We start from the raw sequence: 26015 nt of genomic DNA, 5'->3' as shown, positions 1-26015 counted from the left end.
TTATTATATCATTACATAAATTAAAAAGGGAGAGTTACTATGATTACAAAAGTAATTACGAAAAGTAATTGGGAAATCGCAAAAATAATTGGAAAAATTAATGAAGATTCCCTTATAGAAGAGGGATTTATTCATTGTTCATTAGTAGATCAAGCTTTAAGAGTTGCAGAAAAATATTTCAAGCATGAAGAAGATGTTTTATTACTTACAATTGATCCAGCCCTATTAAAAGCAGAAGTAAAATATGAACTTGCTTCAAACGGTCAAGAATATCCGCATGTTTACGGAGTAATTAATGTTGAGGCGATTGTAGAGGTTGTTCCATTTTCTAAAGAAAAAGGGGAATTTATATTACTTAAATCAGTTCGACTTTAGTAATAGGCGATGGAGTTCGCTATAATTGCTATATATAGCTAATGAATCCTATTGATAAACGAGATTTTTTGTTTATCAGTAGGATTTTTAATTTTATTCGAACAGACTTAAAAAGAGCACATTTGAATAGTGCTCTTTAAGAGAAAAGTGAATTAGGGTTTTTACTTCTAGATAATGTATGAGTGATTCATCATAATGTGACGATGAATCACAAAAGAGCAGTTAGAGTGGGAAGAATTTAAGATGGATTTTATTGGTCACGGGATCCAATCGATTGGTAATGAAGCAGTTCTAACAGGAGTCATTATAGACTTTGAAGATGAAACGTAAAAAAATTATTACGTTTATCTGAATATTGAGGGAATACAAAAATTTTATTTATCTAATTTTTAGAAAACATAGACTATAACATTAATAAATGGTATAATTTCCTTGTTATTGGAATTAAAATGAAAATATTAGAAGAAAAAGGATTGGGCTGGTTTTAATGGGGGATTCTGATCACAAAGAAACAAAGGCAATATTAAAGTTATGGTTTATTTATATACCACTTGCATTTGGAGAGTTTGTCTTTTCGAATATCATAGGTTATTTAAAAAAATAAAGATTTTGCATTTGAAAAACAATTAACCTAATTTAATTGTTTTTTTATTTTACTTTAATAAACCAAATAAAAATAGAGATTTTGAACAAGATGAAGTTTATGAAGGAAATAACGTTGATTAGGTGCTGAAAACAGTGTGAAATCAACAGTGCCTAAAGAATAAAACAGGAATCATTCAACCATGGTAATTTTCCGTTTTATTAGCTTCCTATAGTGATATGTTATGGTCACATCATATGTGTACGATACTTGTAACTTAATATAGCATTACTGGAATTTCAAAATTAGTAGTTAAGGTTGCTACCTTTTAGAGTGTTATAGATATATATAACTTAGCTAAAAAAGCACAAATCATATAATTTGCGCTTTTCATTATCTGTTTTTGGTAAAAAAAGCACAGTTTTTGTCACACTAATACTGTACGATACATAGTATAAAACACATACTGTATGACATATAGTAATGGAAATGAGGTGAGTGAATGGATACTTTATTAAACTCGTTAATTACTGAGTTAAGAAGAGGGACATTAACGTTAGCTGTTTTAAGCCAATTAAGAACGCCACAGTACGGATATTCACTTGTCCAGTTATTGGAGCAATCAGGGGTTACAATTGATCAAAGTACTTTATATCCACTACTTCGCCGATTAGAAAAGCAGGAATTAGTGACGAGTAGTTGGGATAAAACGGAGAGTAGACCTCGTAAGTATTATGTTTTAAGTGATTATGGATTAGAAATATTTTTGCAGTTGAAAAAAGAATGGATAAAAGATTCGAAAGAACTTTATAACTTATTAAAGGAGGAGGAAGGGAATGAATTTAATTGATCTCTATATCCAAGAGGTTGCGAAGAGATTACCTGAAAAAAATCGTGAAGATATTACACTTGAACTAAGGTCAACTATAGATGATATGTTACCTGAAGATTATAATGAGGAAGATGTAAAGAGCGTTCTCGAAAAATTGGGGAGTCCGGTTTCATTGGCTAATGGTTATTTGGATAGACCGATGCATTTAATTGGACCACGTTATTTTGATGTATATACAACGTTGTTAAAAATGATTATACCAATCGCAGCTGTCATTGCACTCATATCAATGGTTGCAGAAAATTTTATAGGCTATAGTGGTGATCAAGCGGTATTAAATGTTATTTTACAATTGATAGGTAAAGGCATTGGGGAAATTTTTGAAGTGGGCCTCCATGTATTTTTCTGGTTGACACTTGTGTTTGTTATTTTAGAAAGAACAGATAAAGACAAAGGTATCGAGCCGTTGACGACAAGTTTAAAAAAATAGACACCAGATGATTTGAAAAACATCTCGTATATCCCAAAGAAAAAAGCAATCTCGAAGTTTGAAGTTTTTGCAGGTTTAATGTGGACAGCAGTTTGGGCTACACTTTACTTTTATGCGAATCATCTTGTTGGCGTATATAACGGTACGGCAAATGGACTGAAGTTTGTTTCGCCAACTTTTAATCAAGATGTTTTATTGCAGTACTGGCCAATCGTTGTAATTATGATTGTTTTTGAAATATGTATATCCCTTTATAAATTGGTGCAGGGACAATGGACTCAAAGATTGGCGATTGGGAATGCTATTCTTCAAGTAGCTGGGACGATAGTATTCATTGTAATTGTAGTAAATCCACATTTATTTAACGCAGGATTTATTACGTATTTGGCAATTGCATTTACTATTTCCCCAGAGGAGTTTAAAACGTGGCTCATTGGGGGAGGAATTTTCTTTTATATGTTATCTGCTGCAATAAATATATTTGATGGTTTCCGAAAAGCTAGTATTCGTATGTAGATAAAAATCGGAAATTTCGATAAAATAAAACTATTAAAAAGATAGTGAAATAAGATGAACATGATGAAAGGAAGAAAATAATGATAAGGGAAGCAACGAAAAGAGATTTAGCATACATTTTAGATATTTATAACGATGCGATACTTTATACAACAGCTGTATATGCGTATAAACCTGTAACCCTTGAAAATAGAATAGATTGGTATGAACAAAAAAAGGCTGAAGGGTATCCCATTTTCGTATATGAATTAGATAATAAAGTAGTAGGGTTTGCGACATTCGGCCCATTTAGAGCGTGGCCTGCTTATAAATATTCAGTTGAACATTCTGTGTATGTAGATAAGGCATATAGAAAAAATGGCATTGGGTCTTCATTAATGAAAGAATTAATCAAAATTGCGAAGGAAAGAGAGTATATGACCTTAATTGCTGGAATTGATGCAGAGAATGAAAAAAGTATTGCCTTGCATCAAAACTATGGATTTGTTCATGCAGGGACAATAAAAAAAGCTGGTTATAAGTTTAATAAATGGCTAGATTTAGCTTTTTATCAGCTGGAACTTAACGGTCCTGAAAATCCTATAGAAGAATAAATATTTTTCGGTAGCAAGAAAAAATTCATGCTACCTTTTTCTTATTTAAATAGCTGATATGAGCTGCCGAAAAGTTTTTTTATATTCGATATTGAATTTATTGGTATAATAGGAATGTTTAACGAATTTCCGCTTCTTTATGTGATGAGGGGAAAAGATTTACCGAATCGCCGTGAAAATAAAGAGGTAGATGAAGCTTTTGCAGTAGTTTTAAAGTACATATACAAAGAATATAGTGAAAACATGCTAGGAGTGAACGGTTGAAAAGAAACTTAAAGACTTCAACAATCATTATTTTAATTTTAACGATTATTGCTCTTGAAGTTGGAATCGCACTATATGATCACGATTTGTCATTAGATACAATTTACTTTACAGCGATCCTTATTTGTATTGTATTGCTTTTTGGCACACGTGTTTCTGGAGAGAAAGAAAGTACATCGAAACGAGGAAGAAGAAAAACAGTTCTTATATTTTGGCCATCTATTTTATTGTCTATTGTTTGTTTTGCGGTTATAAGTTACATAAGGGTAGGATATGTCTCTGTACCAGGGATAATTGGCTTTTCATGCTTTGTTACATATGGTGGATTCGTATGTATTAGTATTTTAAAGAGAAAAAATAAAATGTAGATTACTAAGCTGAAAGGAAGCAATATAAATGAAACATATAAAGCACGGTACACGCACTGAAGGAGAATATATTAAAAATAAAGTTATTCAATATAATATGTCCATCTTAACAGATGAGGCAAGACAGACGATGGAAGAAGTACGCCTCGTAGTAAAAAATGAAGAAGGAAAAATTTTTGGTGGCGTAACAGGTACGATGTATTTTTATCACCTTCATATCGACTTTTTATGGGTTGATGAATCAGTTCGTCATGACGGTTATGGCAGCCAACTTTTACATGAAATTGAGGGTATTGCGAAGGAAAAAGGGTGTAGATTAATATTGCTAGATTCATTTAGTTTTCAAGCACCAGAATTTTATAAAAAGCACGGTTACAGGGAGTATGGTATTGTTGAAGATCACCCGAAAGGTCATAGTCAGCACTTTTTTGAAAAGAGATTATAATAATATTATGTATACTGTTTGATGGGAGAAAGAATATGTACACGTATAAATTGCAACAAGAACAACCAATCTGTGCAGAAAAAATAAAAAAACTTTATGATTCTGTCAGTTGGTGGCCAGAAAGAAAAGAAGTCGATATTGAAAAAATGTTAAAGAATAGCATAGCCATTGGAGTATGGGAAGAAAATGAATTAGTTGGATTTGCTAGAGTCGTTTCTGATGGTATTTTTCGAGCATACATTGAAGATGTTGTCGTACATGAGAGTGTAAGAAATAATGGTATTGGAGAGAAGATGCTAACAATATTACTTCGAGAAATATCTCATATTGATATTGTTAGTCTATTTTGCGGAGAGAAGCTAATAAAGTTTTATGGTGAGCAACAATTTCAAACAACGAAGCAAATTGTGATGCATCGTAATCAAACAGGGAAAGAATAAGAGGTGCCAATTAAAATGAATGCAACAAGAGCGTACTGTTTATCGAAAAGAAAAGCGAAAGAAGATTCTCCAGATGGCTGGAGTGCAACATGTATGAGGCTTAATAATAAAATATTTGCGATAGTAAATCATGAAGAAGGTGAAAAAGCTGCGATTACATTGAAGTGTGACCCAGAAGTCGCATTAAGAATAAGAGAAGATTATCCAGAAACAATTATTCCAGGCTATCATATGAATAAAAAACATTGGAATACTATTTATATTCATAAGGGTATAGAACAGGAGCAAATAAATAAAATGATTGATTGGTCGTATGATTTAGTATTACAATCATTTTCAAAGAAAAAGCAGCAGGAGTTAATGAATTAATATGTATTAGGAGTGTGTGTAATGAAAGATTCGATTAAAGATACGTATGATAAATTAGCGAGTACATATAAAGAAAATCTAGATTTCGCAAATCCATATAACAGTTATTATGAAAGACCGGCGATGATGGAGCTTATTTCAAAGGAACTAGAAGGAAAAAAGATACTAGATGCTGGATGTGCAGCTGGATGGTATACTTCTCAATTCATAGGAAGAGGAGCAAATGTTACAGCAATTGACGTAAGTCCTGAAATGGTAAAAGCAGCAAAAGAAAATATAGGAGAAGAAGCGACGTTCCTTTGTCATGATCTGCAAGAAACATTGCCATTTGAAGATAATATGTATGATGTGATTGTAAGTTCATTAACTCTTCATTATATAGAAAATTGGAATCAAGTATTTCAAGAATTTCGTCGTGTATTGAAGCCAGGTGGAGAACTTATTTATTCTATTCATCATCCTTTTATGGATTTCACAAAGTTTCCATGTGAAAATTATTTTGAAAAACAGTTATTAATAGATACTTGGGTTAAACCGAATATTACTATTGAAGTCAAGTTTTTTAGAAGATCATTACAAGACATACTAAATGAAACTACAAATTATTTTGTATTAGAAGAGATAGTGGAACCGAAGGCAATTGAAAAAATGAAAGAAGTAAGCGAAAAATCATATCATTATTTAAATATGAATCCACATTTTCTTATCATAAAAGCAATCAATAAATAGCTAGTAAAATAACTTTGTTTTACTAGCTATTTACAGTTTTACATTACATATTAGGAGACTTTAAAATGAATACGAAACGAAATAGAGTAGTATATGCACTATTTACTATAGTTGTTATTATTTTAGGTCTTAGCTCAAGAAAGTTTGCTTTTGCACTACCACATCTATTAAATGATTATTTAGGTGATGCATTATGGGCATTAATGATTTTCACTGGCTTTGGATTTTTGTTTCCTAAAACAGAGACGAAGAAGTTGGCTTTTATTAGTTTAATGTTTTGCTACGGGATTGAAGCGAGCCAATTGTATCATGCGGAATGGATAGATAGCATTCGTGCAACGACTTTGGGGGGACTCGTGTTGGGATACGGTTTTTTGTGGAGTGATGTAGTGGCTTATACAATTGGTGTTGGAGTGGGAATACTTTGTGAGTTTATGTTACGGAGGAAATAATCGATTTTAAAAAGGAGCCCTTTATGAAAAAAATAATATTAATTGGTTCTGGTGGTTCAGGAAAATCTACATTAGCAAGGCAGTTAGGGAATAAATTAAATATTAAGGTGCATCATCTTGATGCATTATTTTGGAAACCGAATTGGGAAGGTGTTCCGAGAGAAGAACAAATAACAGTTCAAAATAACTTAATTAAAGATGAGAAATGGATTATTGATGGGAATTATGGCGGGACGATGGGTATAAGACTGAATGCAGCTGATACAATTATCTTCCTTGATATTCATAGAACAATTTGTGTTTATAGGGCTTTTAAAAGAATTGTAAAATACCGAAATAAAACAAGACCAGATATGGGCGCGGGATGTGAAGAAAGATTTGATTTGCAATTTTTTAAATGGATATGGGAATATCCTAATGCTAAACGACCTACAATTTTAAAAGGGTTAGAGCAATTGCCGGAAGAGAAAAAGGTTATTGTTTTAAAATCTCCAAATGAGGTTCGGAAATTTTTAGAGCACATATAATTATAGAATGTAACACAAAAATTCTTTGTGAATCTTACCGATTAGTTTAATAAAACTAATCGTTTTTTATTATGAAAAATTTAACGCTTTTTGAAAATTGTATTTTGTAATGAGTATATGACTTTAAGTTCATATAAAATGAACGTTTGGAGGAATAGAAAATGACTAACGATTTAATTCAACTAATCGATTCATTAATGGTCAATATTCCAGCTGGAGAGGTAGTATTAAGAGATGATCGAATAAAAAAAGAATGGCTAGTACAAATTCAACCATTTCTTCTTGCAAAGTATGCTGTAACAATGGAACTATATGATGCTATTACAAATAGTACATTAAATAATTTTGATAAAAATCATAAACCAGTTGTCAATATTTCATGGAACGATGCCATTGCGTTTTGTAATGTACTTTCAAAAAAAGCGGGATTAAAAGAATATTATTCTATTAGTGATGGTGGTCAAATTGTGAAATGTAATTTAGATTCAAATGGCTACCGATTACCATCTGAGGCGGAGTGGCAATATGCATGTAAAGCAAGTACAACCGGATATACATACGGGAAACTTCATGATATAGCGTGGTATAATGAAAATTCAAATGGAGAGATTCATGACGTTGGCCAAAAAGAACCGAATGCATGGGGACTTTATGATATGCTAGGGAACGTTTGGGAATGGTGTTATGATTTGTATGATGAAACAGTGTACGGATCATACCGCATTTTTCGTGGTGGTAGTTGGGCTGAAACAGCGAGAGGGTGCGGCGCTACTTGTCGTCGTCGAAGCCATCCTACATTTCATATAGAAGATCTCGGTTTTAGACTTGCTAGGTCAATTTAGCAGGAATATGATACGAAGGGGATCTATACTCTTGCCAACATAGGAATGATTTAACGTAAGGAGTGTTTATAATGGCGCGTGTTTTATTTATTAACGCTGGATCAGAAGGACATATAAATCCAACTTTGCCAGTTGTAGAAGAGTTGATTTCTCGCGGTGAAGAGGTCGTTTATTTTTCAATAGAAGCTTTTAGGGAACGAATTGAGAAGACAGGTGCTACTGTACGAACGATTGACGATCAAAAATTTATAAAAGCGTTTCTATCTGGAGGCAGAAATTATTTACAGGAAAGAATAAACGGTCTTCTACATACAGCAGATGTTGTTATACCTAGTGTTCTAGAACAAATTGAAGGTGAACATTTTGATTACATAATTCATGATTCTATGTTTGGCTGTGGGCACTTAATTGCTCAAATTCTTAAATTGCCATCCATAAATTCATGTACATCTTTTGCGCAGGATGAAAAATCTTTTGAGCAAATGTTAGGTCATCTGTCAAAAAATATCCCAGTAGAAATTCATGATAAAATACAGAATGATTTTCAAAACTTAACGAAGGGAATTGCTGAAAAATATGGTGTTGAAATAAAATCATCGTATGAAGTTTTCTGTAATCCTGCACCCCTTACTATTGTGTATACAATTAAGGAGTTCCAGCCTTTTGGTGATACGTTTGATGAAACATATAAATTTGTAGGACCATCTATCTCTGCACAAATGAAAAACAGAGACGTTGATTTTACTTCAATTGAAGAAAAAAGTCCGATTTATATTTCATTAGGTACTGTTTTTAATGAAGCGATTGACTTTTATAAACTGTGTATGAAGGCCTTTGAGAATAGTGAGCATACAATTGTTATGTCTATTGGTAGTAAAACAAAAATAAGGGATCTAGGCGAAATTCCTAAAAACTTCATTGTGAAAAACTATGTACCCCAAACTGAGCTGCTTACATATACGAAACTATTTATTACACACGGCGGGATGAACAGTGCGCATGAAGGACTGTATAACGGGGTTCCGCTCGTTGTAATACCGCAAAGTGCAGATCAGCCAGTAGTCGCAAAGCAAGTGGAGAGTCTTGGAGCAGGAATAAAATTACAAATGCAAGGATTAACTGCGGATCAACTAAGTGAAAGTGTAGAAATGGTATTAAATAATCCGTCATTTAAAGAAGTTGCTTTGAATTTGAAGAAATCTTTCCAAAAATCAGGTGGATATAAGGAAGCTGTTGATGAAATTTTTATATTTGTAGGTCAGTGAAAAAATGAAATTATACATTAGAAAAGCATCTAAATAGGATGCTTTTTATTTAACTTTATAATTCTTATTTTTAATATCTAGTATGGTTAAAACTAAGGCACTGAGAGATATAAGTATAAGAATAAAAGTTAACCAGTTAAATGTATTGTCAATTATGAAGTAAAGATGATAGATAAATATATTCAAATTTTATTTTAAAATGTTAGGACTTAGTTTTACATGTTAGTAATAATTTCACTGTTTCTGCACAACTTCTGCACATACTTAGGTAATTTCTATGTCATGATATATTCATAAAGTGAAATGTTTCACAAGAAAAATATAATTTCACTGCGGTGTATGCATAATTAACACATACATCGGTACAAGTTTGTCTCTTGTTATTCTTTTACATCAAAGCCCACATTCCACTACAAAGTATAACAAGAAGGAGACATGAACATGAATAATCGATTTTTAAAACAACTACAAAATATGAAAATGAACAAAAAAAGTTTAGGAGCTGTAGCATTAACAGCTGGAATTATTAGTACGACACTTATTCCTCAAAATGCTTATGCGCACGGTTTTGTTGAAAAGCCCGGTAGCCGATCCGCTTTATGTAGTTCAACTTATGGTGCGCTAAATGTAAACTGTGGAAGTGTTATGTATGAACCACAAAGTTTAGAAGCTCCAAAAGGTTTCCCACAAGGTGGTCCAGTAGATGGACAAATTGCTTCAGCAGGCGGAAAATTTGGTGGTATTTTAGATCAACAAACAGCAAATCGTTGGTTTAAAAATACAATCACTGGTGGGGAAAATACATTTACTTGGAAGTATACTGCGCCTCACTTAACGAGTAAGTGGCATTACTATATTACTAAAAAAGGATGGAATCCAAATAAAGCGCTAACAAGAGCAGATTTCGAACCAATTGGAACTGTACAACATGATGGTTCTGCAGCTTCAAATAATTTAACTCATAAAATCAATGTACCTACTGATCGTAGTGGATATCATGTGATTTTAGCAGTATGGGATGTAGCTGATACAGCAAATGCATTCTATAATGTAATTGATGTTAATCTTATTAATGATGTGAAACCAGACATAGAAGCGCCAAGTATTCCAAATGGACTTCAGACGCAAAAAGTAACAGCGAATAGTGTAGAACTAACATGGAACGCTTCTACGGATAATGTAGGGGTAAAAGGATATCAAATCTTCCGTAACGGAGAGATGATTGATACAGTACCAGGGACTCATTTTATTGATAAGAAGTTACAACCAAGTACAGAATACTCTTATACTGTAAAAGCAATTGACGCAGCTGGCAATGTATCGAAAGAAAGTACAGCGCTTACAGTAAAAACGACAGTTGAGACTCCTGATACAGAAGCACCAACACAACCAAAAGGATTACATAGTATGGGAACGACAGCGTCAAGTGTGGATTTAATGTGGAGTCCATCTGACGATAATATTGGTGTAGACCATTATGATATTTATAGAGAAACAGAAGGGTCAATGAAAAAGATTGCAACATCCAATACAACTTCTTATATGGATAAAAATCTGCTCGCTAATACTACTTATAAATATGTAGTGAAAGCTGTTGATGTAGCTGGAAATGAATCCGTACAGAGTGATATATTCACAATTACTACAAAAACTGAAAGCGCTTCACATGAAGCGTGGGATGCAAAAAAAGCATATAAAAAGGGAGATAGAGTTCTACACGAAGGAAAAGTATATGAAGCAGTCCAGAGTTATCAAGGAAATGGTGATCCGAACTGGATTTATGCATTATCATTATGGAAAACAGTGTAAGCTTTACCTAGATATGAACTAAGAGATGATGGGCTTTGATTTCAAAAGAGAATCTTGAGAATTCACTTTTCTATTAATAATAAAGGGTAGTGTATGAATACATAAGATTCATACACTACCCTTTTTATTATGATAACATTTTCGTCATAAGTATATGCGGAATGCCATCTTCCATAAATATATCAGAAGAAGTTTCATAACCTAATTTTTTATAAAATCCTTCAGCTTGTGTTTGCCCGTGTAGTTTCACTTTTGTAGCTTGTTCGTTACGAGCAATTTCTTCTAACGTTTGAATGATGACTTTACCTAATCCGTATGTACGATAATCTTTTAAAATGCAAATACGTTCTAATTTTCCGACGCCATCAACAAATCGTATACGCCCTGTACCTACAGGAAGCTCATTATAATAAACTAAAATATGTTTACATTGCTCTCCGATTTCATCGAATGTATCGAATTCATCTGCAAGAGGGACACCTTGTTCTTTTACAAATACTTCTTTTCGAATATGAAAGGCAGTTTCTAAATCAGCAAGTTCTGTTATAAGTTTGGATTGCAAAATGTTCAGTCCTTTCTAGTGTAATCAGCTTGTGTTTTCATAGTATATCATAATAAAGCGCTATTAAGAGAAGAACATACTAAAAAGCCAACTTTAAAAAGTTAGCTTTTATTACAATTCCTTTATCCCATTTTTAGCGCCGATAATTACTTTACTCGTCATACTTATAAACAACCCTGTTTCAACTACACCAGTAATCATTTTTAATTGAGTGTGTAAATGGGCAGGATTAGAAATATGATTAGGGAATATACAATCGATAATCATGTTATTGTTATCGGTTATATAGGTTTCATTATTTTTCAAACGTAATGTTGTTTGACATCCTAGAGACTGAATTTTATTTTCGGTTTGTTTCCATGAAAAAGGGATGATTTCAATAGGTAATGGAAAAGTACCTAAATGTGTTACAAGTTTCGATTCATCAGCAATGATAATTAGTTCTTTAGAGGAAGAGGCAACGATTTTTTCACGAAGTAATGCACCGCCACCGCCTTTTATAAGTTGTAAATTTGAATCAATTTCATCCGCTCCATCAATTGTAAGATCAAGACTTTGTACGTCGTTTAACGAAATTAGGGGGATATTTAGTTGATGTGCTAATGCTTCAGTTTCCTTTGATGTCGGTACAGCTTGAAATGATAATCCTTCTTTTACACGCTCACCTAATTTTTGTATTGTCCAATATACAGTAGAACCTGTACCAAGCCCAATCTTCATGCCATCATTTACAAAGTTAGCGGCATATTCGCCAGCGAGCTGTTTTAAATTCATCGCTTTACTCCGCCGGACGCGGTCCAGCATCAAGACCTGAATTTTCAACTGTAAGTACCGGACGAACGACTATATCTTTATGTACACGCATTTGACAAGATAATCGTAAATGATCTTCAATCCCTTTTTCCGTCATTGCATGTTTCTCATTCGCACTCGCTTCACAGAAATCACCTGCTAGTATTTCTACTCTACAAGTTGTGCAACGTGCATTCCCGCCGCAACGATGAAGAATGTTGACACCGCTATCTTCAATTGCTAATACTAACTTCGTTCCTTCTTTTACATCAAATGTTCCCGCACCTTCAATTGTTAATTTTGGCAAATTTGTTCCTCCTCATGTAAAATTGTACATAACATATTTATGACCGCGAATTATTGAACATAAACATTATTTTTTTATATCCCCGTAACTTTTTTTAATGTTGAATCGTTTATTAAGTAAGCGCTGAAAAGGAGTGGTTATTTTGTGCACAAAAGTAACTCATGTTTTAAAGAACCGTATCGATATGAATCATTCAAATATAAACTTTTTAATTGAACAATATGGAGAGTTAAAAAGATACTGTATTTTTTTAACGAAAAACAAATGGGATGGGGAAGATCTCGCCCAAGAAACAGTGTGTAAAGTACTTCAAAAATATAGAAATAAAGATATTTGTATGACACTCGTCTATAAAATAGCAAGAAATCGTTGGTTAGATCAGATGAAGTCTAAGTCTGTTCATGAAAAAATAAGAGAACAAATCACTTCTGAAGAACCACATGAGAACATTGCAGATTTGCATGAAATGGTAGGGAAAGTATTGTCTTCATTAAATGTACAGCAATCCTCAATTTTATTATTAAAAGATGTTTTTCAATATAGTATCGCTGATATTGCTAAAGTGTGTTCTGTATCAGAAGGTGCAGTGAAAGCTTCTTTATTCCGGAGTAGAAATAGGTTGAAAACTGTAAGTGAAGAAGGGGTCGAGATAGTCGAATTCACAGATGATATGGAAGTTGTAGTAACGTCTATTCGAGAAGAGAGACCGGAATTATTAACGAAACTGCTTCCGTCAATAGATTTTACTAAGTTACCATCTAAACAGCCAGTCTTATTATTTAATGTGAAACAACCTTCTTCCTACAGTTGTATGCTTTGCGCAGCATAACAAGTATTGGAGGGATTTAAAATGAATGCAATTCCATATGTAGTAGAACAAACAAAATTAGGAGAACGTTCCTATGATATATATTCAAGGTTATTAAAAGACCGCATTATTATTATCGGTTCAGAAATTAATGATCAAGTAGCGAGTAGTGTCGTAGCTCAATTATTATTTTTAGAAGCAGAAGATGCAGAGAAAGATATATTCTTATACATCAATAGCCCCGGCGGTTCAACGACAGCAGGTTTTGCAATATTAGATACGATGAATTTAATTAAACCAGATGTGCAAACGCTGTGCATGGGCTTTGCGGCATCATTTGGTGCATTGCTATTATTATCTGGAGCAAAAGGAAAACGGTTTGCGCTCCCTAACAGTGAAATTATGATTCATCAGCCGCTTGGTGGTGCACAAGGGCAAGCAACAGAAATTGAAATAACTGCGAAAAGAATATTAAAGTTAAAGCATGATATTAATAAAATGATTGCAGAAAAAACAGGCCAACCGATTGAAAGAGTAGCACATGATACAGAAAGAGATTATTTTATGACTGCAGAAGAAGCGAAGGAATATGGGATTGTAGATGATGTTGTTACGAAAAAATAAGATGAAAAAGGCTAGAGGATATATTAATTCTCTAGCCTTTTTATTAATCCTTTACCCATTCATCAACTAATGCTTGATTTTTTTTAATCCATTTTCGCGCAGCTTCTTCAGGATCTTTTGTTTTATTTAACATGACCATTAACGTACCGAGCTGTTCATCGTTCATTTTCCATTTATCAAAGTATTTTATAACATCTGGGTGATCTTTTTCGAAACCTTTACGAACGGAGTAATAAATGTCATCTTTTTCACCATATACTTTCTTAGGGTCTTTTAAATATTTCAAGTCAAATTCTGAAAACCCCCAATGCGGATTCCAAAGCGTAACAGCGATTGGTTTCTTTTTTGTATATGCTTTCTTTAGTTCACTCATCATCGCAGCTTCAGAGGATTGGACAAGTTTTAGTTTTATATCATATTCTTTCATTGCTTTATTCGTTAAATTCATAAGACTACTACCGGGTTCGATACCGACAATTTTATTATCTAGTTCATCTTTATGAGCATTTAAATCTTCGATACTGTTTATATTTTTCATATAAGAAGGGACGACTAAACCTAGTCCAGTACCTTCGTACCATTTTGATTTTAAGACAATATCATCTTTATAACGATCGTTTAGCGGTTTATCTGTAACTGGTAGCCATACTTCTAAATTCGCATCAACATCGCCACGAGCAACACCAGTCCAAATTGCGGCTTTTTCTAAATACATGAGCTCAACTTTGTAGCCTTTTTCTTCTAATAAAACTTTCCACATGTTTGCAGTTGCAATATTTTCTTTCCAACTTGTTACACCAAGTTTAATTTTCCCTTTCGAATTTGCATTTGTTGCATTACATGAAGTGAAAATCATAGTAATAAATAATGCAAGGCATATAAACCAAATTTTCTTTCGCATTGAAAACCTCCTAAGTAACGTTTGCCTTATAAAATAAATGTATAAGTAAGCATTCTTATTATGAACGGAAACGAGAATTTTAAAGAAATCTTATGAATGTCATTTTTATGTAATATTTCTTTGTAAAATCGCAACACTATGTGAATAGATGGGTAGAAAAGGAGTAGTGACATGGATAATACAAAGGTGCGTGTTGAAAACGTAACAAAAGTATTCGGGAAACATCCGCAAAGAGCCCTTTCCTTATTAAAAGAAGGAAAAAGTAAATCGGAAATTTTAAAAGAGACAGGAATGAACGTTGGGGTGAAAAAAGCAACGTTTGAAGTATACTCTGGAGAAATTTTCGTTATTATGGGTTTGTCTGGTAGCGGGAAATCTACGCTAGTTCGTATGTTAAATCAATTGATTAAACCAACTGCAGGTCATATATACATAGATGGTGAAGACATCGCAACGATGGGAAAAGAAGAGTTACGAAGAGTAAGAAGAACGAAAATGAGTATGGTATTTCAGAAATTCGCTCTATTTCCGCATCGTACAGTTATACAAAATGTTGCATATGGGTTAGAAATACAAGGAGTTCCGGTTGAAGAGCGAGAGAAAAAAGCGTTAGAATCGCTACAGTTAGTAGGACTCGATCATCATAAAGATAATTATCCAAGTCAACTTAGTGGCGGTATGCAGCAGCGCGTTGGAATCGCAAGGGCGCTAACGAATAATCCAGATGTATTACTAATGGACGAGTCATTCAGTGCATTAGATCCACTTATTCGAAAAGAAATGCAAGATGAATTGTTAGAGTTGCAAGATAAAATGGAAAAAACGATTATATTTATTACGCATGATTTAGATGAAGCGCTTCGAATTGGAGATCGTATCGCATTAATGAAAGATGGAGAAATCGTTCAAATTGGAACGCCAGAAGAAATTATGATGAGCCCCGCTAATGAATTTGTAGAAAAGTTTGTTGCGGACGTGAATTTAGGAAAAGTAATTACGGCGGAGTCTATTTTAAAACGACCAGAAACTTTATTAATTGATCGTGGACCTCGTGTAGCCCTTCAAATTATGAGGAATGCTGGTGTTTCAACTGTATATGTTGTAAACAAAAAGTATGAGTTTTTAGGTATATTAACTGCGGATGATGCGAGTAAGGCAGTACAAAAACAGTGGCCGATTGCTGATTTATTACTTAATGATATTCCGCATGTGTATTTAGATACTTTACTGGAAGAGACGTATGCAAAAATGGCGGAGATGAAATATCCGTTACCAGTAATCGATGAGAAGAAAAGGCTAAGAGGAATTATTAAACGTGAAAGTGTCATTCAAGCTCTTGCAGGAAACATTGAGGAAGAGGTGAAAGACGATGAATAGTATACCGCGTATTCCGTTAGGGGAATGGGTCGACTCATTTGTTGTAAGTTTATATGAGCACTTTGAAGGCTTATTCCGAGGATTCTCTTATATTATTGGTGGATTCGTTGATTTACTCACTAATTTTTTAATAATAATTCCTGCCATATTGATGATTATTATCTTATGTTTCCTCATTTGGTACACAACGAGAAAACTATCTTTAGTCATTTTTACGCTTATTGGATTATTATTTATTTTGAATATTAACTACTGGGCACAAACGATGCAAACATTAGCACTCGTACTTACGTCAGTTATTATTTCAATTATTGTCGGAATTCCAATTGGTATATTAGCATCTCAAAATGAACGTTTCTCAAAATTTTTAAAACCAACATTAGATTTTATGCAAACAATGCCTGCATTCGTATACCTTATTCCAGCGATCACATTTTTCGGAGTAGGTGTAGTACCTGGAATTATTGCATCAGTAATCTTTGCAATGCCACCGACAATTCGTTTTACTGACTTAGGAATTAGACAAGTTCCAGAAGATTTAATTGAAGCAGCGAATGCATTTGGATCCACTGCATCACAAAAACTATTTAAAGTACAATTACCACTTGCAACCGGAACGATTATGGCTGGTGTGAACCAAAGTATTATGCTTTCGTTATCAATGGTTGTAACAGCGTCACTTGTAGGAGCTCCTGGACTTGGAGTTGATGTATATCGCTCGGTAACACAAGTTAATATCGGAATGGGATTTGAAGCTGGATTAGCTATCGTAGTAATCGCAATTATATTAGACCGAATTACACAAGGGTTCCATACGAAAAGAAAATAATGACCAAAAAACACACTTTTATACTACAAAGTGTGTTTTTTATTGCATCCAGTTTACATACGAACGATAACAGAACCTCCAGCTGGTGCACAAACTTGGTTTTGCTGTTGTTCCATGGATTTAATTAATTGATTATTTTCTTCAATTAATGAGATTAATTTAGCTAACTGACTTTCAAGACTTGCGATGCGCTGCATCATATATTGTGAATCATGATGCAATGTATTCCTTACAGGATGGGGGAATAAACATACTGTTGATTTATATTTGGATTCCAATGAGGATGCATTTGAATCGTTCCTCCTTCAATAAATTACGGATCTTTCTTATAGTAAATGCCTATATATATTTAATGGTTACTTGAAATTTTTTCATTATAAAAGGAGTATGTACAGAAAATGGAAAATATTATATATGAAGTTAAAGTGCATTTTTTGAAAAGATTCAAGCGAGATAGTGCGTATATTAATACATTTAAGTGAATGCATGTTGTTTAGGGAGAAATGATGGGAGGAGATGCAATTTTGGCTAAAAATAAAAAAAGAAATGATGCTTTGGCAATAGGTGTCGGTATAGGGGTTGTAATCGGTGTATTTCAAGGGCACTTTACAAATAATTTAGTAATCGGAATTGTGATTGGGATTATAATTGGGATTGCGTTTTTGAAGAAATAATGAGGTGTAAATTCATTTCAAAAATTGCTGTATAAAGAGAATGAAAATTCGGAATACGAAACTTATTTTTCCTTTTTTTGTGATATTATATATGAAAAGGATGGTGATGGATATGTCAACAAACAATCAAGTAGAACAAAACTGCTTCATTTGCGAAAAACATAAAGGAAATATTATAGTTCCAGGTGGAGCTATTTACGAAGATGAACTCGTTTACGTTGGACATGTCTACTGGGATAGTGAAGAAACATACCTAGGTTATGTAATGATAGATATAAAAAGACATGTACCTGGCCTTGCTGAACTAACAGATGAAGAAGCGAAAGCGTTCGGACTTATAACAAGTAGAGTAAGTAAAGCGCTAAAAGAAAGCGAAGGTGCAGAGCATATTTACACTTTTGTTTCAGGAAATGGTGTACCACATATGCATATGCACATTATTCCACGTTATCCAAATACACCAAAAGAATTTTGGTCACCAACCGAAGTAGCGAAATGGACTGGTGCACCATATGGTGATGAAGAGAAAATAAAAAAACTATGCGAAAGAATACGTAAGTATATGGTAAATGAGTATGCATACAACAAATAATACACAATATTCATGGGTTGGAAATATAGAAATGTGTTTAGGAGAAATTTCAGTTAAGCAATATGGTGATATTGTACTTGGTAAATATGGCGGGAATATAAGTGCTGGAGCGAAAAAGAATGAAGATGGTGTATTAGTTTGGTCAAATGGTGAATGGGAATTTGCAGCTATATTAGATGGACATAATAGTGCAGAAAGTGTTGATTTAGTAGTAAATACAATCGAAAAAGAATATGAAAATATAAAAGTAATTTTGAATGAACCAATTAATACAGTGTTTCAATCTATTGAAAATCATATACTGACAATTTTTCAGTCATCTTCATTTAAGGAAAAGTGCAAAAGAATACAAGGTGAAACAGCTTGCTTACTATGTGTAAGAAAAGAAAATTATATATGGTGGCTTTCTATTGGTGATTGTTTAGTGTATGTATTTCATGAAGAGTTACATAAGTTAGGACAATATGCATTAAATCAACGTCATTTTTACGAATGGATTGGAAATGTAAACACATTTGATTTACCTGTTCCTTGTTATTCATCAGGTATTCGTGAATTACGTACTGGAAAGAACCGAATTGTAATGGTGACAGATGGAGTATTAGAATGCGGGGAACGCCGATATGAAACGCCAGTAAATCTGTATAATAATATGAATAGAAATAATAAAAAACTTGAAGAAAGTGTTCATCATGTATTAGAGCACGTTCATCATCAATTCGGACGCGATAGTGCGACTATAATTAGTTGGGACGTTGAAAATAAAGAGAGTGCTACGTATCCGAGTGATCAGCCGGAGAAAAGGTAAAGGAGGAGGCCTTTCTGTTTCTTTTGAAACTAATTGTCTTATTGTTATGGATTATAATTTTATTCTTTTTAGAAAAAATTGTGAGGAAGAAGTTAAATATACCGAGACAAACTGGATGGAATAGTAAATATGTCAGCCAATCACATAAATGGGGGCAATGGATTATCATTATTTCTTATGTAGTACTTATGATGATAGGTTCAATTTTGAATCCAATATACATGACTTATATACCAATTTTCTTTTTTATGACGTTGTACATTTTTCAAGGATATATGCAGTGGAAATATGATAGGAAAGCAAAAGAATATATTATTTCGTTTGGAATTGTTCCGTTACTAATAATTACAGGTTTTATTTTGAATGTATTCTATAATACGTATTGGTGATGAATGGTCATACAAATAAAGGGTGAGAAAATGATAAGACCACGTTTACGGGCTGAAGTAATGATTGTAAACGACGAACATTCAAAAGTACTAGTACAATGTGATGAGAATGAATCATTTTATCGTTTTCCAGGTGGCTCTATTGAATTTGGTGAAACGTCAAAAGAAGCAATAATCCGAGAGTTAATAGAAGAATACGATTTGAAAGTTGATGTTCAAGAGTTAGCAATTGTAAATGAACATATTTTTGAGTGGGGCAACGAAAATGGTCATCATTGTACATTGATACATTGGGGGACTGTTGAAAAAATCATTACAAATGAAATAAGGCATAAAGAGCATGAGGATATTATATTAATTTGGAAAAGTCTAGAGGAATTACAGGAGAAGCCGACATATCCTGAAGGCATCATAAGTTATTTAGAAGGGGATAACCGTAATATAGTCCAATTTATTTCAAGTAATTAAATGAAATAATAGGAGGGGTGAAAATGGGAGCTTCTACTTTTGGGATTATAACTATTGTTTTTTGTATAGCTGTCTACTTTCTCGATAAGTTTTTAAGAAAAAAATTGAATATGCCCAAGGGTGGTTTTTGGGGATATAAGAAACATGTAAATAGTTTACATAAAAAATTGGAAATAGGACTACTTTTTATTTATTTAATAACTAGCTTTATATTTATCTTTAAATTTGAAAGTGTTAATATCGCTTATGTCATTTTTACTTATTTAGGTGGGACGTTAATCTTAAGAGCATTGATGGAATGGAAGTATGATAAAGAATCGAAAGAATATATATTTTCGGTAATTGGGGTATTCACGTTTATTTTTATGACTTCGATACTATTTTACTTCTTTCCACCTGCTGTATAATAAAAATTTGATAGTACAAATAATGAAATAACTAATAAGCAAGAAACCATTTACTACTAAATGGTTTCTTGTTTATTTAAGCATTTATTTTAGTTAATATAGATGTAATGAAATTAGTTTTATCCTCTGCATACTTATGTTTATCAGTAGGATTAGCTTGTGAAAGTTGAATTTTTAACTGTTCATACTGCATGCGTGCAGTTTTATTGTCTTTTAAGTAATCACGAAATTGTAATTGTTCTATTAAATATGTATTCTCTTGTTCATATATATGAATTTGATGAGTTCTTGGTTCACTTTTATTAAAATAGTATCTTTCGGGTAATACTTCTTTTCTATATTTATAGTTTAGTAGTTCTAACTTTTTAATAAAATGTATACCGTCCGTATAATTTTCTAATTCAATTGCTATATCAATAATTGGCTTTGCACTTAAATATAGAATAGAAGTACTACCAATATGGGGTATCGCTAAAATATGTTCGCCAATTTGTTCCTCAATGATTTGTTTCTCTTTCATAAACTCAATTTCCCATTCTTCAGTCCACGGCACTAAAAACACTTTCCCATACGGTAAACCTAACATTTAATTAGCACCTCTTTCAAAATAGTTTTCAAAAAGTTTATTACATCTTCTTAAAGCTTCTCAAAACAAGGTGTTCCCACAATCTCCAAGGAAGAATCTTCTTCGTAAAGATCATAAATTTTACACCTTTTCCAATAGGATATCGTAAAGTAGTACGCTTTGTTTCAGCAATTTCAACGATTTTATTAGCAACATCTATCGGATTACCAAATGTATCACTACCGCTATTAATATGTTTTTGTATTTTATCCATATATTCTTTGTAAGGAGATGTTGTATCAGATTGGTTTTCAGCTAGTTGTTTACCAACCTCCCATATATTTGTATTGTAAGAACCAGGTTCAATTAAAGCGACATCTATTCCGAAAGGTTTTAATTCTAAGCGAAGCGATTCACTCCAGCCTTCTAATGCATATTTTGAAGATACATAAGGAGATAAACCAGGGAATCCAACTTGGCCGCTAATGCTGCTTATATTAATGATTTTTCCACTTCTTTGTTTTCTCATATATGGTAAAACAAGCTGGGTAATTGATATAGCTCCAAAAAGGTTCGTTTCAAATTGCTTTCGATATTCGTCTACTGGGATTTCTTCTACAAAGCCCCCATTTGCATATCCTGCGTTATTTATAAGGAGATCTATTCTATTAATTTCTTTTAAAAACAATTGGAAATTATGTATAGAATTTTGATCTGTTACATCTAATTGTTGAACTTTTATATTGTGCTGTAAGTTAAGTTGAGTAACTTGGGATAGTAAGGTTCCTTGTTTTTCTAGGTTTCGCATTGTAGCGATAACTAAATAATCTTTTTTTGCGAGTTCGAGTGTAGTTAATAGTCCAAATCCACTTGAGGCTCCTGTAATTATTGCGATTTTTTTATTCATTTTCCGCCAGCTTTCTTTTTCTTTTATCATAACGAGTTATGATAAGAAAATCTATTATTCTTACATTTAGTATGAAATCAATTTGTATGTAAAAAAAGGGGATCATAGGGAATCAGCGTATATAGAGTAGTGTATATTAATATGATAATGAAATGAGGGAAGAAAAATGGTCCATGTAAAAGATGTATTAGCAGATCAGCTATTAGCGAATGCAAATGATCCCAGTTGGTATATGCCATTTTCAGATGCAGTTAAGGATTTATCTGAGAGGGAAGCTTTCTGGAAACCGAATGAAGAGAGTAATAGTATAGCTGAAATCGTACAACATTTACTGTATTGGAACTCTACGTGGCAAACTAGGTATAAAGAATCAAATGTGAATGCAGTACCCGCTATAGGAGATAATAACAAAAGTTTTATGCTCTCAGATAATCAAACTTTCGATGAATTACGGGAAAAACTACTAGAAAAACTGTTACAATGGCAAAATCTCATAAATGAAGAAAAGGTTGAAAGTGATGTAGTGGGATTTCCTGTTTCTGCAAAGTGGTGGGAAGTGCTAGCGAATGTAACAACTCATAATGCATATCATATTGGTCAAATTATTTACATCCGAAAATTACAGAAGAGCTTTGATAATGAATAAAGTAACAATTCTCTTATTAAGGGAACAAAGGTGGACAAAACGAGACAAACGTCTCATTTTGTCCACTTTTTTATTGTTAAAAGATAGAGAAAACCTATTAAAACAAGGATTCGAAATTGGCACAATACTTGCAATATAAAAGACGAACAAGAAAATAGGAGGGCTGGACATGTTAAAAACAACTGAAAGTAAAGGGAATGAAATTACGAAAGAACAAGCTCATTGGATGTACGAAAAAATGTTAGAAATTCGTAAGTTTGAAGATAAGGTGCATGAATTGTTCGCGCAAGGCGTTTTGCCAGGTTTCGTTCATTTATACGCAGGTGAAGAAGCGGTAGCAGTTGGTGTATGTGCCCACTTAACGGATAGTGACAGTATTACAAGTACACATAGAGGTCATGGACATTGTATCGCAAAAGGTTGTGATTTAAATGGTATGATGGCTGAACTTTTCGGGAAAGCGACAGGATTATGTAAAGGTAAAGGCGGTTCCATGCATATTGCCGATTTGGATAAAGGAATGCTTGGTGCGAATGGCATTGTAGGCGGGGGTTTCCCACTTGCTTGCGGTTCAGCATTAACAGCTAAATATAAAGGAACAAAAGATGTAAGTGTTTGCTTCTTCGGTGACGGAGCAAATAATGAAGGAACATTCCATGAAGGGGTTAATTTAGCGGCGATTTGGAAGTTACCAGTTATTTTTATTGCAGAAAATAACGGTTACGGTGAAGCAACTACATTTGAATATGCTTCAAGTTGTGATTCTATCGCTGATCGCGCAAAAGCTTATAATATTCCAGGTGTTCAAGTAGATGGAAAAGATCTTCTAGCTGTATATAAAGCTGCTGCAGAAGCAGTTGAACGTGCGCGTAATGGTGATGGTCCAACAATTATTGAATGTATGACATATCGTAATTATGGTCATTTCGAAGGTGAAGCGCAAACATATAAAACATCAGAAGAAAAAGAAGAACATTTAAACGAAAAAGATGCAATTGTGAATTTCCGTAAGCATTTAATTCATGAAGGTTTATTAACAGAATCTGAACTTGTTGATATGGAAAAAGCAGTAGATGATGCAGTACAAAGATCCATTGAATTTAGTGAAAATAGTCCATACCCAGACGATGAAGAATTATTAAAAGATGTATACGTTTCTTACAAATAAGAGGAGGGTGAAAAATTATGACTAGAACAGTAAGTATGTCAACTGCAATTAATGAAGCGATGAAAATCTCAATGCGTCGTGATGAAAATGTAATTTTAATAGGTGAAGATGTTGCAGGCGGTGCACAAGTTGATCACCTGCAAGATGATGAAGCTTGGGGTGGTGTTCTTGGTGTTACGAAAGGACTTGTACAAGAGTTTGGCCGAAATCGTATATTGGATACACCAATTTCTGAAGCGGGTTATATGGGAGCTGCGATGGCAGCTGCTGCAACTGGGTTACGTCCGATAGCTGAGTTAATGTTTAATGATTTTATCGGTAGTTGTCTTGACCAAGTATTAAACCAAGGTGCGAAATTCCGTTATATGTTTGGAGGTAAAGCAAAAGTACCCGTTACAGTACGTACGATGCATGGCGCTGGTTTTAGTGCAGCAGCTCAACATTCACAAAGTTTGTACGCATTATTTACGAGCATACCAGGTATTAAAGTTGTTGTTCCTTCCACACCGTATGATGCAAAAGGCTTATTATTAGCGGCAATTGAAGATGATGATCCAGTAATCTTCTTTGAGGATAAAACACTTTACAATATGAAAGGTGAAGTGCCAGAAGGATACTATACAATTCCATTAGGAAAAGCAGATATTAAACGGGAAGGTTCTGATGTAACAATTGTCGCAATCGGAAAGCAAGTTCATACAGCGCTTGCAGCTGCAAAGCAATTATCGAAAAAGGGGCTTGAAGTAGAAGTAATTGATCCACGATCTTTATCACCACTTGATGAAGATACTATTTTATCATCTGTTGAAAAAACAAATCGTCTTATCGTCATTGACGAAGCGAATCCTAGATGTAGTATTGCAACAGATATTGCGGCAATTGTAGCGGATAAAGGTTTTGATTTGTTAGATGCACCTATTAAACGAATTACAGCACCACATACACCTGTTCCGTTCTCACCACCACTTGAAAAGTTGTATTTGCCAACACCAGAAAAAGTAATTGAAACTGTATCAGAAATGATCGGAGACCAATCTTTATTACATGTGTAATAAAACGATGAGAAGGGAGAGAGAGACATGGCTGTAGAAGTTGTAATGCCGAAGTTAGGTATGGCGATGAAAGAAGGTATTATTACGAGCTGGAATATTAAAGCAGGCGATAATGTAGCAAAAGGAGAACTAATTGCTAGTATTAATTCAGAAAAAATTGAAACGGAAATTGAAGCACCAGCTGATGGTACGGTACTTGATATAGCTGTAAGTGAAGATGAAGTAGTGCCGCCTGGTACTGTAATTTGCTACATCGGTAAACCGAATGAAAAGGTAGAAATGCAGGAAAGCACACATGTTGTAGAAGAAAAAACATCTAATATAGAAGTACAAAATGTACAAAATCAAGAAGCAAATGGGAAAGAAGTATCGAAGCAAAGAATTAAAATTTCACCTGTAGCCAAGAAAATTGCAAAGTCTGAAAATCTGAATATCAAGGCATTAGTTGGTACAGGTCCTGGCGGAAGGATTACAAAGGCAGATGTATTAAAAGCACTTGAGGTAAGAGTAAACGTTCCGGAAATATCTGAACGAGAAGAAAGTAAAGCGATTCCTGTTACTGGTATGCGTAAAGCAATCGCAAATCGTATGCACGCAAGCTTACAAAATAGCGCACAATTAACGTTAACGATGAAAGTAGATGTAACAGATTTAGTTGCTTTACATAAAGAAATAGCGGAAGTTGTACAAAAAAGATATGATAATAAATTAACTATTACGGATTTCGTCTCGCATGCTGTTGTATTAGCACTTGGAGAGCATAAAGAAATGAACAGCGCTTATATAGATGATGCAATTCATCAATTTGAACATGTGCATTTAGGCATGGCAGTCGCATTAGAAAAAGGGTTAGTCGTTCCAGCTATTCGCTTTGCAAATAATTTATCTTTAGTAGAGTTGTCTAAAGAGATTAAGAATGTGGCACAAAAGGCACGAGCAGGTAGCTTAAGTAGTGATGATATGCACGGAACGACATTTACAATTAGTAATTTAGGTAGCTTTGGTATTGAATATTTCACACCGGTATTAAATACACCTGAAACTGGTATTTTAGGTGTAGGTGCAATTGAACATGTTCCTGTATTTAAAGGGAAAAAATTAAGAAAAGGAAGTATGTTACCTTTAAGTTTAACATTCGATCATCGTGTATTAGACGGTGCACCAGCAGCTGCATTTTTACGCACAATTAAACATTATTTAGAAGAACCTATAACAATTCTTTTATAAAGAGAAGGTGAGA

35 protein-coding genes, 2 pseudogenes and 1 riboswitch are annotated in these 26015 nt (G+C 33.5%); of the genes and pseudogenes, 30 read left to right on the top strand and 7 right to left on the bottom strand.

What is annotated here, in order from left to right:
• Positions 1-39 precede the first annotated feature (39 nt).
• The 15 genes and pseudogenes from BUA87_RS05600 (at position 40) to BUA87_RS05535 (ending at position 10899) form a co-directional block, all read left to right on the top strand.
• Entirely contained in the window at positions 40-375 is a 336-nt protein-coding gene (locus BUA87_RS05600) for a DUF952 domain-containing protein (RefSeq protein ID WP_000629080.1), read from the top strand.
• Positions 372-433: riboswitch (Fluoride riboswitch) on the top strand. It overlaps the preceding gene by 4 nt.
• A gap of 1027 nt (positions 434-1460) precedes the next feature.
• Positions 1461-1808, top strand: a complete 348-nt coding sequence (locus tag BUA87_RS05595) for a PadR family transcriptional regulator (protein ID WP_000380302.1) — start codon at positions 1461-1463, stop codon at positions 1806-1808.
• A pseudogene (locus BUA87_RS05590) lies at positions 1795-2796 on the top strand (hypothetical protein). Before BUA87_RS05595 ends, BUA87_RS05590 begins: the two are co-directional and overlap by 14 nt.
• An 80-nt stretch (positions 2797-2876) precedes the next feature.
• Positions 2877-3389, top strand: coding sequence for a GNAT family N-acetyltransferase (locus tag BUA87_RS05585; protein WP_000617523.1), 513 nt, complete (start codon positions 2877-2879; stop codon positions 3387-3389).
• A 114-nt stretch (positions 3390-3503) separates the two neighbouring features.
• Complete coding sequence (locus tag BUA87_RS31220; RefSeq protein ID WP_000481403.1) at positions 3504-3653, top strand: hypothetical protein; 150 nt, start codon at positions 3504-3506, stop codon at positions 3651-3653.
• Positions 3650-4021 carry a hypothetical protein gene (locus BUA87_RS05580; RefSeq protein WP_000827991.1) on the top strand — a complete coding sequence of 124 codons (372 nt, stop codon included), beginning with the start codon at positions 3650-3652 and terminating at the stop codon, positions 4019-4021. Before BUA87_RS31220 ends, BUA87_RS05580 begins: the two co-directional genes overlap by 4 nt.
• A 28-nt stretch (positions 4022-4049) precedes the next feature.
• Entirely contained in the window at positions 4050-4466 is a 417-nt protein-coding gene (locus tag BUA87_RS05575; protein ID WP_072938727.1) for a GNAT family N-acetyltransferase, read from the top strand.
• 35 nt (positions 4467-4501) lie between these two features.
• Positions 4502-4906, top strand: a complete 405-nt coding sequence (locus BUA87_RS05570; RefSeq protein ID WP_000288977.1) for a GNAT family N-acetyltransferase — start codon at positions 4502-4504, stop codon at positions 4904-4906.
• Positions 4907-4921: 15 nt separating this feature from the next.
• Positions 4922-5275, top strand: a complete 354-nt coding sequence (locus BUA87_RS05565) for an MmcQ/YjbR family DNA-binding protein (protein WP_000994614.1) — start codon at positions 4922-4924, stop codon at positions 5273-5275.
• A 21-nt stretch (positions 5276-5296) separates the two neighbouring features.
• Complete coding sequence (locus BUA87_RS05560) at positions 5297-6004, top strand: class I SAM-dependent methyltransferase (protein WP_000655265.1); 708 nt, start codon at positions 5297-5299, stop codon at positions 6002-6004.
• 65 nt (positions 6005-6069) lie between these two features.
• Entirely contained in the window at positions 6070-6456 is a 387-nt protein-coding gene (locus BUA87_RS05555) for a ribosomal maturation YjgA family protein (RefSeq protein WP_001093460.1), read from the top strand.
• Positions 6457-6479: 23 nt separating this feature from the next.
• Positions 6480-6983, top strand: a complete 504-nt coding sequence (locus BUA87_RS05550; RefSeq protein ID WP_000720562.1) for a DNA topology modulation protein — start codon at positions 6480-6482, stop codon at positions 6981-6983.
• Positions 6984-7144: 161 nt separating this feature from the next.
• On the top strand, positions 7145-7825 hold the full coding sequence (locus BUA87_RS05545) for a formylglycine-generating enzyme family protein (protein ID WP_000180346.1): 681 nt from the start codon (positions 7145-7147) through the stop codon (positions 7823-7825).
• A 71-nt stretch (positions 7826-7896) separates the two neighbouring features.
• Positions 7897-9090 (top strand): macrolide family glycosyltransferase, encoded by a 1194-nt coding sequence (locus BUA87_RS05540; RefSeq protein WP_000124876.1) that lies wholly within the window; start codon positions 7897-7899, stop codon positions 9088-9090.
• Positions 9091-9531: 441 nt separating this feature from the next.
• Positions 9532-10899, top strand: coding sequence for a lytic polysaccharide monooxygenase (locus tag BUA87_RS05535; RefSeq protein ID WP_001065161.1), 1368 nt, complete (start codon positions 9532-9534; stop codon positions 10897-10899).
• Between the two features lie 127 nt (positions 10900-11026).
• On the opposite strand, the gene BUA87_RS05530 is transcribed toward BUA87_RS05535, so the two are convergent.
• From BUA87_RS05530 to BUA87_RS05520, 3 genes are all read right to left on the bottom strand, one after another.
• Positions 11027-11461: a GNAT family N-acetyltransferase gene (locus tag BUA87_RS05530; RefSeq protein WP_001190868.1), complete on the bottom strand. Its 435-nt coding sequence runs from the start codon at positions 11459-11461 to the stop codon at positions 11027-11029.
• Between the two features lie 111 nt (positions 11462-11572).
• Complete coding sequence (gene rpiA, locus BUA87_RS05525; protein ID WP_001049982.1) at positions 11573-12235, bottom strand: ribose 5-phosphate isomerase A; 663 nt, start codon at positions 12233-12235, stop codon at positions 11573-11575.
• A 4-nt stretch (positions 12236-12239) separates the two neighbouring features.
• The gene (locus BUA87_RS05520) at positions 12240-12560 is read right to left on the bottom strand and encodes a 2Fe-2S iron-sulfur cluster-binding protein (RefSeq protein ID WP_001125388.1); all 321 of its coding nucleotides are present in this window, start codon (positions 12558-12560) and stop codon (positions 12240-12242) included.
• 142 nt (positions 12561-12702) lie between these two features.
• Here BUA87_RS05520 and BUA87_RS05515 point away from each other — a divergent pair, with 142 nt between their 5' ends.
• Positions 12703-13389 (top strand): RNA polymerase subunit sigma-70, encoded by a 687-nt coding sequence (locus BUA87_RS05515; protein ID WP_072938724.1) that lies wholly within the window; start codon positions 12703-12705, stop codon positions 13387-13389.
• A gap of 21 nt (positions 13390-13410) precedes the next feature.
• A complete protein-coding gene (gene clpP, locus BUA87_RS05510; RefSeq protein ID WP_000991612.1) occupies positions 13411-13992 on the top strand; it encodes an ATP-dependent Clp endopeptidase proteolytic subunit ClpP in 582 nt (193 codons plus the stop codon).
• 43 nt (positions 13993-14035) lie between these two features.
• On the opposite strand, the gene BUA87_RS05505 is transcribed toward clpP, so the two are convergent.
• Positions 14036-14893 carry a glycine betaine ABC transporter substrate-binding protein gene (locus BUA87_RS05505; RefSeq protein ID WP_001227615.1) on the bottom strand — a complete coding sequence of 286 codons (858 nt, stop codon included), beginning with the start codon at positions 14891-14893 and terminating at the stop codon, positions 14036-14038.
• A gap of 171 nt (positions 14894-15064) precedes the next feature.
• Here BUA87_RS05505 and BUA87_RS05500 point away from each other — a divergent pair, with 171 nt between their 5' ends.
• On the top strand, positions 15065-16270 hold the full coding sequence (locus BUA87_RS05500; protein WP_000370606.1) for a quaternary amine ABC transporter ATP-binding protein: 1206 nt from the start codon (positions 15065-15067) through the stop codon (positions 16268-16270).
• Positions 16263-17099, top strand: coding sequence for an ABC transporter permease (locus BUA87_RS05495; RefSeq protein WP_001084773.1), 837 nt, complete (start codon positions 16263-16265; stop codon positions 17097-17099). Before BUA87_RS05500 ends, BUA87_RS05495 begins: the two co-directional genes overlap by 8 nt.
• Before the next feature lie 53 nt (positions 17100-17152).
• Here the strand turns inward: BUA87_RS05495 and BUA87_RS30845 are convergent.
• Positions 17153-17388 (bottom strand): annotated as a pseudogene (locus BUA87_RS30845) (hypothetical protein).
• A 217-nt stretch (positions 17389-17605) separates the two neighbouring features.
• Between BUA87_RS30845 and BUA87_RS05485 the strand changes: the two are divergent.
• From BUA87_RS05485 to BUA87_RS05460, 6 genes are all read left to right on the top strand, one after another.
• On the top strand, positions 17606-17773 hold the full coding sequence (locus tag BUA87_RS05485; RefSeq protein ID WP_000508401.1) for a glycine zipper domain-containing protein: 168 nt from the start codon (positions 17606-17608) through the stop codon (positions 17771-17773).
• Between the two features lie 91 nt (positions 17774-17864).
• A complete protein-coding gene (locus BUA87_RS05480) occupies positions 17865-18365 on the top strand; it encodes an HIT family protein (RefSeq protein WP_025118383.1) in 501 nt (166 codons plus the stop codon).
• Positions 18349-19173 carry a PP2C family serine/threonine-protein phosphatase gene (locus BUA87_RS05475; protein ID WP_000557601.1) on the top strand — a complete coding sequence of 275 codons (825 nt, stop codon included), beginning with the start codon at positions 18349-18351 and terminating at the stop codon, positions 19171-19173. The genes BUA87_RS05480 and BUA87_RS05475 overlap by 17 nt, the downstream gene beginning before the upstream one ends.
• A 23-nt stretch (positions 19174-19196) precedes the next feature.
• A complete protein-coding gene (locus BUA87_RS05470; protein WP_000767735.1) occupies positions 19197-19562 on the top strand; it encodes a DUF4181 domain-containing protein in 366 nt (121 codons plus the stop codon).
• Positions 19563-19592: 30 nt separating this feature from the next.
• Positions 19593-20030, top strand: a complete 438-nt coding sequence (locus tag BUA87_RS05465; RefSeq protein ID WP_000620919.1) for an NUDIX domain-containing protein — start codon at positions 19593-19595, stop codon at positions 20028-20030.
• Positions 20031-20053: 23 nt separating this feature from the next.
• Complete coding sequence (locus BUA87_RS05460) at positions 20054-20437, top strand: DUF4181 domain-containing protein (RefSeq protein WP_000501282.1); 384 nt, start codon at positions 20054-20056, stop codon at positions 20435-20437.
• Between the two features lie 76 nt (positions 20438-20513).
• Here BUA87_RS05460 and BUA87_RS05455 read toward each other — a convergent pair whose 3' ends face one another.
• Together BUA87_RS05455 and BUA87_RS05450 are read right to left on the bottom strand one after the other, a co-directional pair.
• Complete coding sequence (locus BUA87_RS05455; RefSeq protein WP_072938721.1) at positions 20514-21023, bottom strand: GrpB family protein; 510 nt, start codon at positions 21021-21023, stop codon at positions 20514-20516.
• A gap of 40 nt (positions 21024-21063) precedes the next feature.
• Positions 21064-21909 carry an oxidoreductase gene (locus BUA87_RS05450; RefSeq protein ID WP_001034793.1) on the bottom strand — a complete coding sequence of 282 codons (846 nt, stop codon included), beginning with the start codon at positions 21907-21909 and terminating at the stop codon, positions 21064-21066.
• 166 nt (positions 21910-22075) lie between these two features.
• Here BUA87_RS05450 and BUA87_RS05445 point away from each other — a divergent pair, with 166 nt between their 5' ends.
• From BUA87_RS05445 to BUA87_RS05430, 5 genes are read left to right on the top strand one after another with little or no spacing between them, the layout of a single operon-like run.
• Entirely contained in the window at positions 22076-22555 is a 480-nt protein-coding gene (locus tag BUA87_RS05445) for a DinB family protein (protein WP_000233794.1), read from the top strand.
• Positions 22548-22694, top strand: a complete 147-nt coding sequence (locus BUA87_RS31215; RefSeq protein ID WP_001045415.1) for a hypothetical protein — start codon at positions 22548-22550, stop codon at positions 22692-22694. Before BUA87_RS05445 ends, BUA87_RS31215 begins: the two co-directional genes overlap by 8 nt.
• A gap of 30 nt (positions 22695-22724) precedes the next feature.
• Positions 22725-23723 carry an acetoin:2,6-dichlorophenolindophenol oxidoreductase subunit alpha gene (acoA, locus tag BUA87_RS05440; protein ID WP_000921262.1) on the top strand — a complete coding sequence of 333 codons (999 nt, stop codon included), beginning with the start codon at positions 22725-22727 and terminating at the stop codon, positions 23721-23723.
• Between the two features lie 17 nt (positions 23724-23740).
• The gene (acoB, locus tag BUA87_RS05435; RefSeq protein WP_000198898.1) at positions 23741-24775 is read left to right on the top strand and encodes an acetoin:2,6-dichlorophenolindophenol oxidoreductase subunit beta; all 1035 of its coding nucleotides are present in this window, start codon (positions 23741-23743) and stop codon (positions 24773-24775) included.
• A gap of 27 nt (positions 24776-24802) precedes the next feature.
• Complete coding sequence (locus tag BUA87_RS05430) at positions 24803-26002, top strand: dihydrolipoamide acetyltransferase family protein (RefSeq protein ID WP_072938716.1); 1200 nt, start codon at positions 24803-24805, stop codon at positions 26000-26002.
• The last annotated feature ends 13 nt before the right edge of the window (positions 26003-26015 follow it).

Source organism: Bacillus sp. bc15 (genome assembly GCF_900142585.1).
GTDB classification, from domain to species: domain Bacteria; phylum Bacillota; class Bacilli; order Bacillales; family Bacillaceae_G; genus Bacillus_A; species Bacillus_A cereus.
The sequence above is the reverse complement of the archived record's forward strand: the minus strand, read 5'-3'. Positions and strand labels throughout refer to the sequence as shown.